We start from the raw sequence: 12,555 nt of genomic DNA, 5'->3' as shown, positions 1-12,555 counted from the left end.
CGACCAGGCTCGCACGGAACCTGAGGAGGATCGATGAAGGCGATGACCTATCGCGGACCGTACAAGATCCGCGTCGACCAGAAGAGCGACCCGGTGATCGCTCACCCGAACGACGCCATCGTGCGCGTCGAGCTGGCGTCGATCTGCGGCTCCGATCTGCACCTGTACCACGGCATGATGCCCGACACCCGGGTCGGCCACACGTTCGGGCACGAGTTCATCGGCTGGGTCGAGGAGGTCGGCTCGTCGGTGCGGAACCTGAAGCCCGGCGACCGGGTCATGGTCCCCTTCAACATCTACTGCGGATCATGCTTCTTCTGCGCCCGCGGCCTCTTCTCCAACTGCCACAACGTCAACGCCAATGCGACGGCGATCGGCGGCATCTACGGATACTCGCACTCGACCGGCGGGTTCGACGGCGGTCAGGCCGAGCTGGTGCGCGTGCCGTTCGCCGACGTCGGCCCTCAGGTGATTTCCGACGACATCGCGTCCGAGGATGCGCTTCTGCTGACCGACGCGTTCTCGACCGGGTACTTCGGCTCGCAGCTCGCCGACATCGTCGAGGGCGACACCGTGGTCGTGCTGGGAGCCGGTCCCGTCGGGCTGGCCGCGGCGCGCTCGTGCTGGCTCATGGGGGCCGGCCGCGTGATCGTCGTCGACCACCTCGACTACCGGCTGCAGAAGGCGCGCGAGTTCGCCTTCGCCGAGACTGTGCACTTCGGTCAGGTCGACGACATCGTGCTGACGCTCAAGAAGATGACCGACGGTCTCGGCGCGGATGCCGTGATCGACGCCGTCGGGGCCGAGGCGGACGGCCACGTCCTGCAGCACGTCACGGCCGCGAAGCTCAAGCTCCAGGGCGGCTCGCCCGTCGCTCTCAACTGGGCGATCGACGCGGTCCGCAAGGGCGGGACTGTCTCAGTCATGGGCGCCTACGGGCCGCTGTTCAGCGCGATCAAGTTCGGCGACGCCATGAACAAGGGATTGACGATCCGCGCCAACCAAGCGCCGGTCAAGCGGCAGTGGCCGCGCCTGCTCGAACACATCCGCGCCGGACACATCGCCCCGCGGGAGCTCATCACGCACCGCTTCGACCTCGACGACATCGCCGAGGGGTACCACGTCTTTTCGTCGAAGCTCGACGGCATCATCAAGCCCGTCGTGACGTTCGGCGCCTGAGCGAGGAGGAACCATGCCGTACCGCGCAGACAAGCCTGGCCAGACCCCCGACCCCGAGGACCTCCGCCGCCGCATCCCCGGCTGGGGCACCGACCTCGACCCTGCCGACCGCCCCGCCTTCCCGCGCGAGCAGCCCGGGATCGAGACCGGCGCCCACTGGGACCTGCCCGAGCAGCAGCCGCACGGGTCCGGTCGCGAGCGCTCGATCGAGCACGAGCGCCTCACCCCGGTGTTCGGGACCGCACAGCCGCTCCACGGCGTCTCGGGGGCGATCCGGCGACTGGCCTACGCGAGGTTCAGCGAGGGGCAGACACCGCACTGGATGCTGCTGATCCTGGGCGACCGGGTCGAGTCGGCGGGTGCTCACGCGAGGTCCCTGTTCTCCCGCCGCCCGGACGACCCGGTGACGCAGTCGGGCATCCTCGGCGAACGCGGACGCGGCCCGATCTCCTCGCGTGTCGGGCGTGGCCGCGTGGACGTGCGTCACACCTGGATGGACCCCGTCCTCGTCGTGGGGCCGTGGGTGGTGGCCGCGGTGGTCGTCTTCCGAATCGTCCGCGCGGCGGTGGCCCCGGCATCCCGCCGCTGACACGGTCTTCCGACACGCCCGGGACGACATCGACCCCGGCGCATTCCGCGGCGTGTCCGCGGGTGACGGTGCGGTCCGGGGACCGTAGGCAGCGCTCTTCTGGTCGGTGAGGGGCGGTGACGAGCTGACCGCGACGTGCGACACGGGTAGCCCCCAGCGGGCCTTCACGCCGACGGGTTAGCGTGGTGCGGGCAGTCGGACCGGGGAGGCGCAGATGGCGGCACGCCGCAGGCGATCCCCGGCGCGCGCGCGGCGCGGCCGGCTCGCGGCGCTCGCCGTCGGGATCGGTGTCGCCCCCGCCGCCGTCGTGATCCTCCTCGCTGCGTGCCTGCCGGCGGCGCTGCGTCCCGCCGAGCCCGAGGGCGCGCCCCTGCCGCCGGTCTCGTCCCGCTGGGCCGACACCCCGCCACCTGCCCTCGCCGTCCCGGGAGCCGACCCCTCCCGCGCGCCGGCGGTCGATCTCGTCGACGCCGAGTGGGCGTCGCGGGTGGCGGCGGCCACCGGCATCCCCCGTCGCGCCGTCATCGCGTACGCGGCGGCGGATCTCACCGTCGCCCACGAGCAGCCGTCCTGCGCGATCGGCTGGAACACCCTCGCCGGGATCGGGTGGGTCGAGTCCCGGCACGGGTCGTACGGCGGGTCGCACCTCGACGACAGCGGCCTGGTGACCCCCCGCATCCTGGGGCCGCGGCTGGACGGGGACGGTGTGGCGGCCATCGCCGACACGGACGGCGGGGACCTCGACGGTGACGACCGGTGGGACCGCGCGGTCGGGCCGCTGCAGTTCATCCCAGAGACCTGGCGGCGATGGGGCGCGGACGGAGACGCCGACGGCACCCGCGACCCGAACCACATCGACGACGCCGCCCTGGCGGCTGGGCGTTACCTCTGCCGGTCCGGCCCGATGGCGACCGAGACCGCCTGGCGCGACGCCGTGTTCACCTACAACCCGCTCACCCGTTACATCGACGACGTCGCGACCCGCGCGAACGAGTACGCGCAGATGGCGCCGGCGGGCTGACACGACGAAGGCCGCACACGGGGTGCGGCCTTCGCGATCAGTGGTCGGTGCGCTTCAGCGACCTGCTGGAATCCGCCTAGTCCGGATCGACGCCCGGCTCGACCTTCTCGATGGGCACCGCCGCATCGTCCTCGACCGCCTGCTTGACCGCACCCATCGGGTCCTCGTCCGGGAGTGCACCTCCGGGAATCGGCTTGTCCGACTCGGTGTGCTGCGCGTCGTGGTCCATGACTGCTCCTCTCGTCGAGGTCCCGACGTTACGGAGACGCCGGGCCGCAGGGCAGGGGCTTGCACAGGTGAGGCCCCGGCGATAAGCCCGATCGCCGGGGCCGTTGTAAGCGCGGGAGAAAAAATCGGTGACCCGAACACCTCTCGTCTCGACCGTCCGCCTACGTACCTTGCACCGTCAACGCTAGGCGAGCGCACGTGACGTGCCGGGGGCATTGACGCCGCATCCCGGCGTCTGCTACTCCCCCCGGCTAACCCTCGGTCTCGGCGGTGTCAAGCCCCTCGGTGCGCGCCCTGCTCGGAGCGATGGTGAGACCCGCGAGGCGGTCCGCTCGCGGCAGATCGACGAAGACCTGCGAACACGCTACATCCGGAGGTGCGACCGTGAGTGAGGATCCCTGCGGGCGATTGATCCTCGAGCCGCTGTCCGCGTCGGCATGGCGGCTCTGCGACGCGACGGCGGCGGCGTCCGACGCCGCCCATCTGATCGCGTACGTCGAGGCCGCCGACGACGGCGGGTACGACGTCACCTGGGTCTTCTGCGGTCGTGGGACGGGGTGGTACCCCACCGTGGACGAGCTGCTGCGCGGGGCGATCCGTTACCTCGCGGCAGCCGCGCCCCGCCGCACCAAGCCGAAGCCGATCGCGCACCGTCCGCCGCTGGCGGCCCTGTAAGGGCTAATCGCCTCATCGCCGACTGTCAAGATCGTGACTCCGTGGGCGATCCGGCGCATGCTGGGTCTCCGATGTCCGTCCGAGGCCGAGGAGAACCGATGAACCGCATCGACATCTCATACGGCGGCCAGTGGTACAGCATCGGCAATCGCACCCTCGACGAGGTCCATCAGGAGATCCAGGAGGGGGTGGCCGCAGGGCAGCATTGGCTCGCCGTCAACGACGGGGAGGGCAGCCCCCGCCCCGCCTACCTCTTCATCACCCCGGGTGTCCCGATCGCCGTCATTCCCGTACCGGAGCCGCAGGATCCGCCCACCGACGGCCAGGCGCCGGCGTTCGACGACCCCGACCCCGACGGTTTGCCGCCGTTCTGGCGCGGCCCCCGCATCCATCCGGATCGGCAGCGGTCCGTCTGAGGTCTATCCCCGGTGCCCGTGGCGGTCAAGGGGATGACACTCACGCCGTCCAGCGCGCAGACTGTCCTGCATGAGCGACGCCATCGATCCCCGCGAAGGGGTCCAGTCCAGCCCCTCGATGTCACAGAACCCCGCGGATGCCGCGCAGAGGATCGACGGCATCATCGTCCAGTGCCAGGCCGACCTCGCCGGCCAGGAGGGCGCGGACGTGCGCCTGCTGCTGGAGCGCCGACTGCAGGATGCCGGTTTGACGCTCTCCGACGAGGAGATGACCGCCGCTCTGGCGCGCCTGGGCGCGTGAGCCCGGCTATCACCGGGGCCGCCGGCGGCGCAACCCGATGTCGTCTGCGACGACGCCGACGTAGCGTGACACACGACCCCGTTCCGAGAAAAAAGGATGTGTCATGACGACAACCCAGACGAAGTCCGCGACCTCGGCGACCCGCAACAAGCGTCGCCCCGCCAAGTCGGGTGCGCAGCTGACGGAGGAGCAGAACGCGGAGCGCGGCTTCACCGCGTCGCAGAAGCTCAGTGACAACCTGCAGGCGGTCCTCGTCGACCTCCTGGAGCTGTCGATCCAGGGTAAGCAGGCGCACTGGAACGTGGTCGGCAAGAACTTCCGCGACACGCACCTTCAGCTCGACGAGATCATCGACGCCGCCCGGGAGTTCAGCGACACCGTGGCCGAGCGCATGCGCGCCCTGCACGCCGTCCCCGACGGCCGCAGCGACACCGTCGCCGAGACCACGACGCTGCCCGAGTTCCCCCACGGCGAGGTGTTGACCTCGGACGTCATCGACCTCGTGACCGAGCGCCTCGAGGCGACCATCTCGACGTGCCGCGACGTGCACGACGAGGTCGACGAGGAGGACCCGACGAGCGCCGACATCCTGCACGGCATCCTCGAGAGCCTCGAGCAGTTCGCCTGGATGATCAGTGCGGAGAACCGCACTCCTCGGTGATCCTTCGACGAGAGCTTCCGCCGACGGCCGCGTCACTCCGTGACGTGGCCGTCGCGGTCGTCGTGGAACATCTCCGGCATGAGTTGGATGCCGCCGGAGGAGTTGGCGGATGCCGCCAGTTCCTCGATCCACTCGCGGCTGAGCGCGGGCGGCTCGGGCTCGTCGAACACGAAACGCAGGGGGATGGCGGGGTGCAGCCAGATGGTGGTGCGTCCCTGCGGCGAATCCTCGGGGTGCTGCCACGAGACGGTGAAGCTCTCGGAACGCCGGAGCTTGGTCGCGATCACGATCTTCAGGTGAGCGAGCGCGCGATCCGCGATCCGGATGGGGATCGCCGAGCTGCCGTAGTAGATCACACCCATGGGGCCACCATAATGGGAGATGTCCGTCGCGACTCCGCGATGACACGACGAGGGGGCCGCAGTGGGCAAGTTCATCTATGAGGATTCCATCAAGGTGGACTTCGAAGACCGCACCCTGGCTCACCTGCAGCAGGTCATCGGCAACAAGCTGCGCCGCGGCGAGTCCTTCCACTTCACGTGGCGCGACGACAGGAGCATCGGCGAGGGCCGCACGTCCGTCTGGCTCCACCCGCACGCGTCGCTCGTCTTCAAGTACTACGGCAGCCGTCAGTCGCGCATCAATCGCGCGTGGTCCGAGGCCCTGATGTACGCCGCCAACTCGCCGGCCGGTCTGCACCTGGTCCCCGAGCCCGCCGATCCCGGTGAGGCGGAGAGCTCTGCCTGATCTCGTCGAACGCATCGCCGACGCGGCAGGCCGCGTCGGGGTGGTCTGCGCGGTCGCCGAATCCCTCACGAGCGGGCGTCTGGCGGCCGAGGTCGGGCGCGGCTCGTCCGCCCAGGACTGGTTCGCGGGCGGGGTCGTCGCGTATCAGGTGCGCGTCAAGGAGGAGGTCCTGGGCCTCGGACCCGGAACCGATCCCTGCTCGCCCGAGTGCGCAGAGCAGCTCGCACGCGGGGTCCGTGCCCTGCTGGGCGCGGATGTCGCCGTGTCGACGACGGGCGTCGGCGGACCGGACGCCCAGGACGGGCACGCTCCGGGCACCGTCTACCTCGGCTGGGCGACGGCGGATGCCGCCGGCCACGAGCTCGTGCGGTTCGACGGGGATCCCGCCGAGGTGATCGACCAGGCGGTCGGGGCTGCGCTGGCCCTGCTGCTGCAGACCGTCGAGGCGACGCGCGCGGACGGGTGACGGGCGCGGCATCCGTGGCGTCCGCACAAGAAGCCGCCCCGCGCCGTGGGGGGTCGGCGAGCGGGGCGGCAGGGGGGGCCTGTGGGGTCACACCAGCAGGGGCGGACTCCCGAAGCGTTCGGTGAAGTCGGCAGCGAGGGCGTCCTCGAAGGCGTCCGCCTCGTCGATCAAGTCGGGGTGACTCATGCGGCGGCCACCGGGCGACGAGTCTCAGGACGGGCGGCGGTGATCTCGGGGATGTCGAGATCGGCATCGAGGACGAGTCCTCCGTTGGAGGTGGCCTGGTCGGCCATTTCACGCAGCGTCGCGGGGTTCAGGGGGATCGCCGCGGCCTGGTCGTAGACGAAGCGCAGCGGGATGGCGGGCTGGAACCAGAGGGTCGTGCGGCCCTCGCCCTCCTCTCCGGTGCCCTTCCACGAGACGACGAAGCTCTCGCTGCGCCGCAGCTTGGTCGTCGCCACGGCGGCGAGGTGAGCGAGGATGCGGTCCGGCATGACGATGGGGGAATCGACGTTCCCGTAGTAGAGGCTTCCCATGACGTTCTCCTGGTGTGGGTCGTGGTGAGGGGGTCAGTGGTGGGCCGGCCGGGCCGTAGACCGGTGGGGCCGCTGTCGTGAGAGCGAATCGAGGATGAGTGCCCTCCAGCCCGTCCGCTGCTCAGGGATGAGAGCGACCCCGAGTGCCGTGAAGGGCGCCGGGATGGGGTGTGAGGGTGTGGGTGTCATCGTTCCGTTCCTGAATTACTAGCTAAACAATACATCTAGTAGATTTCACATCTCTTGTCTATCATTGATTCTGAGAAGGACAAGAACTGTCACAGATTCGGACATGTAAGGTGGTGAAGTCGATGGAGGTGCTCGACTCGTACGGCTCCGTGGACGTCAGCGACAGCGTCGCGACGTGGCACGAGGTCGAGGCGGGCTTCTGGGTCGGCAACACCCACGGCGCGTTCCTCGGAACCGTCGAACAGAACACCGCGGGATGGATCGCCCGAGATCACACCGGCGGGTTCGTGGGGAAGTATCCGGACGCGGCTGAGGCTCGGGCGGCGATCGGATGATGTTGGACACCCGTCACGAGCCGAGGAGTTGACATGCCTCAGTCCATCGTGCGACACGAGCACACGCACCTCTACGCCGCGCAGCCCAAGACCGACGCGGGGCGTGAGTTGAGCAGCGCCATCCTCGAGCTCCGTCATGCCGAGCAGGTCCAGGCGGACCGTTCCCAGCGCATCTCCGGCCTCGGCGGCATCGACCTTGCCGCCCTCCGCTATCTCGTGCAGGCGCGGCGTGAGGAGCGGGAGGTCAGCCCGAAGGACCTCATCGTGATGCTCGGGACCTCCAGTGCCACCGTCACCAACGTGATCGAGCGACTCGTGAGCAAGGGCTACGTCATCCGGGAGCAGCACCCTTCGGACCGGCGTGCCCACTATCTCGTGCCGACGGAGACCGCAGCCGATCTCGTCGACGAGGTCTACGGCGCCCACCACGGCGCTGTCGTGTCTGTCATCGACAGTCTCGACGAGCAGGCCGCGACCGTGACGGCCGACACCATCCGCCGCATCGCCGCAGCGCTCGACGATCTCGCCCGTCGCGGCTGACCGCGACCCTCGAGGGGGTCGCGGCTTTCTCAGATGACGGTGTCCGGCCCCAACCGGTGCCACGTGCGGTTGTGGTAGACGAGCGGCGACGCCGAGTCGCGCGCGATGTTCGCCTGCAGGGCGTGCGCGGCGATGACCGTCGAACCGCCGGCATCCATCCGGTCGATCACGGCGCACCGCACCCAGGCCCGCACCCCGTGATAGACCGCTTCACCGGTGACCAGGCGCGACCACGGCAGCTCCGCGAAGCGGTCGATTCCGCTCGTCGCGCCGATCTCGGCGAGGCGCAGGTCGTCGGCGTCCAGCAGGTGGACGACGAGCGTCTCGGCCGCGGCGAGCACGGGCGCCGCCGACGACTGCGACGACACCGAGAAGATCAGGAGCGGGGGATCGGCGCTCACCGACGACACGGACGTCGCCGTGAGCGCGACGGGGCCGTTCCCGGCATCCGCGGTGATCACGGCGACACCGCCCGGGTGCCCCCGGAAGACGGCCTTGAACTCCTCGGGCGAGAGCGACTCGCCGAGCCCGGACGCAGCGGGCCGGTGATCGTCCGAAGCGGCGTGTGCGGGAGAAGTCATACCTCGAACCTACGATCACGCGGACGGGGGGAGGGCCATGTGTCCGAACCTTTCGTCCTGTTGCGCCGGATGACGACGAGAGCGGACGGACACGGATGCCGGGTGTCCGGTACCATGGCCAGGTGCTGACCCTTCGCTGTTGTCGTCGCTGACCGCCGGTTACCCGGCGATTCCCGCGACCCCATCAGCTTACGCGCCTCTGTGAGCGCGGCATCCCGTCAGGAAGAACCCGTGCGTTACGCCAGCTCCATCGCCGACCTCGTCGGCAACACCCCTCTCGTCCGTCTGAACTCCGTCACCGAGGGCATCGCCGCCACGGTCCTCGCCAAAGTGGAGTACTTCAACCCGGGCAGCTCGGCGAAGGACCGCATCGCGCGGAACATCATCGACGCCGCCGAGCGCGACGGGCACCTGAAGCCCGGGGGCACGATCGTCGAGCCCACGAGCGGCAACACCGGCGTGGGGCTCGCACTCGTCGCGCTGCAGCGCGGGTACCGCATGGTCTTCGTCGTGCCCGACAAGTTCGCCGGCGAGAAGGTCGCGGTGCTGAAGGCATACGGGGCCGAGATCGTCATGACGCCCACGAGCGTCCCGCCCGAGCATCCGGACTCCTACTACAGCGTGTCGGACCGGCTCGCCGCCGAGATCCCCGGCGCCTTCAAACCCAACCAGTTCGCGAACCTCAACGGTCCTCGCGGCCATTACGAGACCACGGGCCCCGAGATCTGGCGCGACACCGACGGTCGCGTCACGCACTTCGTGGCGGGCGTGGGCACCGGCGGCACCATCAGCGGGACGGGGCGGTTCCTCAAGGAGACGAGCTCGGGAGCGGTCACCGTGGTCGGCGCCGACCCGGAGGGCTCGATCTACTCCGGCGGCGACATCCACGGCTACCTCGTCGAAGGGGTCGGCGAGGACTTCATGCCCGCGACCTTCGACCCGACCGTCGTCGACCGCTACGAGAGGGTGGGCGACGCCGAGTCGTTCGCGATGACCCGGCGCCTCGCCCGCGAGGAGGGGCTGCTCGTCGGCGGCTCGTCGGGGATGGCGGTCGTCGCCGCGCTGCGTGTCGCCCGTGATCTGCCGGCGGATGCCGTCATGGTCGTCCTCCTTCCCGACCACGGTCGCGGCTACCTCAGCAAGATCTACGACGACGGTTGGATGACCGACCACGGCTTCACCGTCGACACCGAAACCGAGACCACCACCGGGAGCCTCGCATGAGTGCACAGTCCTCCGCTCGCGGCTTCGCGAGCCTCGCCGTCCACGCAGGTCAGAAGCCCGACGAGGCGACGGGTGCCGTCATCCCGCCCGTCCACTTCTCGACGACGTACGCGCAGGACGGCATCGGCGGCCTCCGCGGCGGCTACGAGTACGGCCGCAGCGGCAACCCGACCCGTACCGCCCTGCAGACCCAGCTCGCCGCGATCGAGGGAGGCGCGCACGCGCTGTCGTTCGCCTCGGGGCTCGCCGCCGAGGACGCGCTGCTGCGCGCCGTGCTGCGCCCCGGCGACGAGGTGCTGCTGGGCAACGACGTCTACGGCGGCACGTTCCGGCTCATCTCCCGCGTCCTCGGCGACTGGGGCGTGAAGCTGCGCGTCGTCGACATGAGCGACCCCGAGAAGGTCCGGGCCGCCGTCACCGAGCGGGCGCCCCGCATCCTCTGGGTCGAGACGCCCTCGAACCCGCTGCTGCGCATCACCGACATCGCCGGCCTCGCCGAGATCGGCCACGGCGTCGGCGCGCTCGTCGTCGTCGACAACACCTTCGCGACCCCCGCGCTGCAGCGCCCGCTGTCGTTCGGCGCCGACGTCGTGGTCCACTCGACGACGAAGTACCTCGGCGGTCACTCCGACGTCGTGGGCGGTGCGCTCGTGCTGAACGACGACGAGCTCGCCGAGAAGATCGGCTTCCTGCAGTTCGCCGTCGGCGCCGTGTCGGGGCCCCTCGACGCGTGGCTGACGACGCGCGGCATCAAGACGCTCGCCGTGCGGATGCGTCAGCACAGCGAGAACGGGCTCGCCGTGGCATCCTTCCTCGACGGACACGACCGGGTCGCGCGGGTCTACTACCCGGGCCTCGCGTCGCACCCCGGGCACGAGCTCGCATCGCGGCAGATGGCGGGCTTCGGCGGCATCGTCTCGCTGGCGCTCGAGTCGGGCGAGGCGGCGCGCCGGTTCGCCGAGTCGCTGCGGCTGTTCACGCTCGCCGAGTCGCTCGGCGGCGTCGAGTCGCTCGTCAACTACCCCGACGCGATGACCCACGCCTCGGTCCGCGGCACCGAGGCAGCCGTCCCCGTGGAGGTCGTGCGGCTGTCGGTCGGCATCGAGGACGCCGCCGACCTGCTCGCCGACATCGAGCAGGCGCTGCAGGCCTGACGCCGGCGGGGCGCGGGCGCGTGCCCGGTGCAGGAAGAACGATGCGATCGGGCCTCTAGGGGGAAACCTTCGCCTCGCTGAACCTGCATCCGGTCCGCCCGCGGGCGATAGCGTGGCCGGATGACACACGCACGATGGGCCATCCTCGGTGCGGGCGCGATCAGCGGCGACTTCGCGCACGCGCTGCCCGACTCCGACCTCGGCCGGCTGTACGCGGTCGGCGCGCGGGACGTCTCGCGGGCGGAGGAGTTCGCCGCCGCGCACGGCGCCCTCGTGGTGGGGACGTACGACGACATCCTCGACCGCGACGACATCGACGCCGTCTACGTCGGCACGGTGCACACGACGCACACGGACCTCGTGCAGCAGGCGCTGGCCGCGGGCAAGGCCGTGCTGTGCGAGAAGCCGCTCGGCGTCGATCCTGCCGAGACGGATGCCGCGATCGCGGCCGCTCGCGCTGCCGGACTGCCCCTCGTCGAGGCCTTCAAGTACCGCTTCGGGCCGTTCGCCGACCGCCTCCGCGAGCTGGTGGGCGGGCGAGCCCTCGGCGACCTGGTCGAGATCGAGTCCTCGCTCGGCTTCGCCGCCGGCAGCCGCACCGGACGCCTGTTCGACCCGGCGACGGCGGGTGGCGCGATCCTCGACGTCGGGTGCTACCCGTTGTCGCTCGTCGTCGGCGTCGCGGCGTGGGCGGGGCACGACCTCGACGGACTCGAGGTGCAGGCGGTGGCCGGCACGATCGGTGAGACCGGCGTCGACGAGAGTGCGGCGGCATCCGTCGATCTCGGTGGTGCGTCGGCGAACATCCGCACCGCGATCGTGCACGACCTGCCGCGCCTCACCCGCGTCGTCGGGCGCGAGGCGAGCCTGGAGATCCCGAACGTGTGGGGGAGCCGGACCGACAGCACCGCGGCGGCGACGCTGATCCGCACGGACGGCACCCGTGAGGAGATCGAGGTGCCGACCGTGCAGCCGATGGCGGCGGAAGCGGATGCCACGATCCGCGCCCTCCGCGAGGGGCGGACCGGGGCGCCCGAGATCCCGTGGGCCGAGACCCGCACGATCGCGCGGCTGCTCGCAGAGTGGCGCGGCGGCATCGCCTGAGCGTCAGCGGGTCCGCCACCACCGGCGACGGCGCGTTTTCTCGGGCTCGACCGGGGGAGCGGATGCCGCGGCCCGCGCCGCGCGCCGGGCGCGCCACGCGGCGACCTCCGCGTCGGGGTCGCGTGTCGGGGTGACGACGGGCGGTCCGCCGAGCAGTTGACGGCGCGCCTCGATCACGCGGCGGGAGAAGTCCGCGGTGTACTCGCGGACGTCCTCCTCCCGGTGGAAGACGTCGACGCGCTGCTCGAACTCGGCGTGCTCGATGCGCAACCGCAGGGCGGGCGGTCCGAGCCCGGACAGCTGCTCCGTCTGGATCTTGCGCTTGATCCACCAGTCGGGGTCGTGCGACCCGCCGAGCCCGTCGAGGGGCTTGCCCGCGCCGGGCAGGTCGTCGAAGTCGCCGCGGCGGATCGCCTGCTGGACGGCGGTCTCGACGTACATCGCGCGTTCGGTGCCGGTCGGTGTGCCCGTGTGGCGCTCGGGTTCGGTGGGCCGCTCGTCGCCGTGCTCTCGCGCGGCCTGCTCCACGCGGTATCGCGCGGCCCTCACTCGGGGGTCGTCGTCCGCGCCGCGGTCCTCGGCCATTCCTCCAGCGTACGGCGCGGCGTT

19 protein-coding genes are annotated in these 12,555 nt (G+C 70.6%); 14 read left to right on the top strand and 5 right to left on the bottom strand.

Translation table 11 applies throughout. From position 1 onward, the window contains the following. Positions 1-33 precede the first annotated feature (33 nt). The 3 genes from AB0P29_RS05335 (at position 34) to AB0P29_RS05325 (ending at position 2,789) form a co-directional block, all read left to right on the top strand. Complete coding sequence (locus AB0P29_RS05335; protein ID WP_363378971.1) at positions 34-1,179, top strand: zinc-dependent alcohol dehydrogenase; 1,146 nt, start codon at positions 34-36, stop codon at positions 1,177-1,179. Positions 1,180-1,192: 13 nt separating this feature from the next. Next, positions 1,193-1,768: a hypothetical protein gene (locus AB0P29_RS05330; protein WP_363378970.1), complete on the top strand. Its 576-nt coding sequence runs from the start codon at positions 1,193-1,195 to the stop codon at positions 1,766-1,768. Between the two features lie 214 nt (positions 1,769-1,982). Next, positions 1,983-2,789 (top strand): lytic murein transglycosylase, encoded by an 807-nt coding sequence (locus AB0P29_RS05325; RefSeq protein ID WP_363378969.1) that lies wholly within the window; start codon positions 1,983-1,985, stop codon positions 2,787-2,789. Positions 2,790-2,865: 76 nt separating this feature from the next. On the opposite strand, the gene AB0P29_RS05320 is transcribed toward AB0P29_RS05325, so the two are convergent. After that, complete coding sequence (locus AB0P29_RS05320; protein WP_363378968.1) at positions 2,866-3,018, bottom strand: hypothetical protein; 153 nt, start codon at positions 3,016-3,018, stop codon at positions 2,866-2,868. Between the two features lie 383 nt (positions 3,019-3,401). Here AB0P29_RS05320 and AB0P29_RS05315 point away from each other — a divergent pair, with 383 nt between their 5' ends. The 4 genes from AB0P29_RS05315 (at position 3,402) to AB0P29_RS05300 (ending at position 5,070) form a co-directional block, all read left to right on the top strand. After that, positions 3,402-3,692 carry a hypothetical protein gene (locus tag AB0P29_RS05315; protein WP_363378967.1) on the top strand — a complete coding sequence of 97 codons (291 nt, stop codon included), beginning with the start codon at positions 3,402-3,404 and terminating at the stop codon, positions 3,690-3,692. A gap of 98 nt (positions 3,693-3,790) precedes the next feature. Continuing rightward, a complete protein-coding gene (locus tag AB0P29_RS05310; RefSeq protein ID WP_253035674.1) occupies positions 3,791-4,108 on the top strand; it encodes a hypothetical protein in 318 nt (105 codons plus the stop codon). A 70-nt stretch (positions 4,109-4,178) separates the two neighbouring features. Continuing rightward, entirely contained in the window at positions 4,179-4,409 is a 231-nt protein-coding gene (locus AB0P29_RS05305; RefSeq protein WP_253035673.1) for a hypothetical protein, read from the top strand. A gap of 103 nt (positions 4,410-4,512) precedes the next feature. Continuing rightward, positions 4,513-5,070: a DNA starvation/stationary phase protection protein gene (locus tag AB0P29_RS05300; protein ID WP_064003810.1), complete on the top strand. Its 558-nt coding sequence runs from the start codon at positions 4,513-4,515 to the stop codon at positions 5,068-5,070. Positions 5,071-5,102: 32 nt separating this feature from the next. Here the strand turns inward: AB0P29_RS05300 and AB0P29_RS05295 are convergent, their stop codons facing one another. Beyond that, the gene (locus tag AB0P29_RS05295) at positions 5,103-5,432 is read right to left on the bottom strand and encodes a hypothetical protein (RefSeq protein WP_253035672.1); all 330 of its coding nucleotides are present in this window, start codon (positions 5,430-5,432) and stop codon (positions 5,103-5,105) included. A 61-nt stretch (positions 5,433-5,493) separates the two neighbouring features. On the opposite strand from AB0P29_RS05295, the gene AB0P29_RS05290 reads away from it, so the two are divergent. Next, entirely contained in the window at positions 5,494-5,817 is a 324-nt protein-coding gene (locus AB0P29_RS05290; RefSeq protein WP_064003812.1) for a hypothetical protein, read from the top strand. Then, positions 5,795-6,283, top strand: a complete 489-nt coding sequence (locus AB0P29_RS05285; RefSeq protein ID WP_363378966.1) for a CinA family protein — start codon at positions 5,795-5,797, stop codon at positions 6,281-6,283. Before AB0P29_RS05290 ends, AB0P29_RS05285 begins: the two co-directional genes overlap by 23 nt. A gap of 182 nt (positions 6,284-6,465) precedes the next feature. Here AB0P29_RS05285 and AB0P29_RS05280 read toward each other — a convergent pair whose 3' ends face one another. Further along, positions 6,466-6,819 (bottom strand): hypothetical protein, encoded by a 354-nt coding sequence (locus AB0P29_RS05280; protein ID WP_253035670.1) that lies wholly within the window; start codon positions 6,817-6,819, stop codon positions 6,466-6,468. Positions 6,820-7,130: 311 nt separating this feature from the next. Here AB0P29_RS05280 and AB0P29_RS05275 point away from each other — a divergent pair, with 311 nt between their 5' ends. Both AB0P29_RS05275 and AB0P29_RS05270 read left to right on the top strand, forming a co-directional pair. Beyond that, positions 7,131-7,343 carry a hypothetical protein gene (locus AB0P29_RS05275; protein ID WP_363378965.1) on the top strand — a complete coding sequence of 71 codons (213 nt, stop codon included), beginning with the start codon at positions 7,131-7,133 and terminating at the stop codon, positions 7,341-7,343. Positions 7,344-7,376: 33 nt separating this feature from the next. Then, the gene (locus AB0P29_RS05270; protein ID WP_217529395.1) at positions 7,377-7,883 is read left to right on the top strand and encodes a MarR family transcriptional regulator; all 507 of its coding nucleotides are present in this window, start codon (positions 7,377-7,379) and stop codon (positions 7,881-7,883) included. Between the two features lie 29 nt (positions 7,884-7,912). On the opposite strand, the gene AB0P29_RS05265 is transcribed toward AB0P29_RS05270, so the two are convergent. After that, entirely contained in the window at positions 7,913-8,464 is a 552-nt protein-coding gene (locus AB0P29_RS05265) for a flavin reductase family protein (RefSeq protein ID WP_363378964.1), read from the bottom strand. Positions 8,465-8,695: 231 nt separating this feature from the next. Between AB0P29_RS05265 and AB0P29_RS05260 the strand changes: the two genes are divergently transcribed. The 3 genes from AB0P29_RS05260 (at position 8,696) to AB0P29_RS05250 (ending at position 11,946) form a co-directional block, all read left to right on the top strand. Further along, complete coding sequence (locus AB0P29_RS05260) at positions 8,696-9,688, top strand: pyridoxal-phosphate dependent enzyme (RefSeq protein WP_363378963.1); 993 nt, start codon at positions 8,696-8,698, stop codon at positions 9,686-9,688. Next, on the top strand, positions 9,685-10,842 hold the full coding sequence (locus AB0P29_RS05255) for a cystathionine gamma-synthase (protein WP_253035667.1): 1,158 nt from the start codon (positions 9,685-9,687) through the stop codon (positions 10,840-10,842). Before AB0P29_RS05260 ends, AB0P29_RS05255 begins: the two co-directional genes overlap by 4 nt. A gap of 120 nt (positions 10,843-10,962) precedes the next feature. Then, positions 10,963-11,946: a Gfo/Idh/MocA family oxidoreductase gene (locus AB0P29_RS05250; protein ID WP_253035666.1), complete on the top strand. Its 984-nt coding sequence runs from the start codon at positions 10,963-10,965 to the stop codon at positions 11,944-11,946. A gap of 3 nt (positions 11,947-11,949) precedes the next feature. Here the strand turns inward: AB0P29_RS05250 and AB0P29_RS05245 are convergent, their stop codons facing one another. Beyond that, positions 11,950-12,531: a DUF1992 domain-containing protein gene (locus tag AB0P29_RS05245; protein ID WP_253035665.1), complete on the bottom strand. Its 582-nt coding sequence runs from the start codon at positions 12,529-12,531 to the stop codon at positions 11,950-11,952. Positions 12,532-12,555: the final 24 nt, after the last annotated feature.

Source organism: Microbacterium sp. NPDC080220 (genome assembly GCF_040686395.1).
Lineage (GTDB): Bacteria > Actinomycetota > Actinomycetes > Actinomycetales > Microbacteriaceae > Microbacterium > Microbacterium gawkjiense.
Note: the sequence above shows the minus strand (reverse complement) of the source record. Positions and strands in the feature narration are given on the sequence as shown.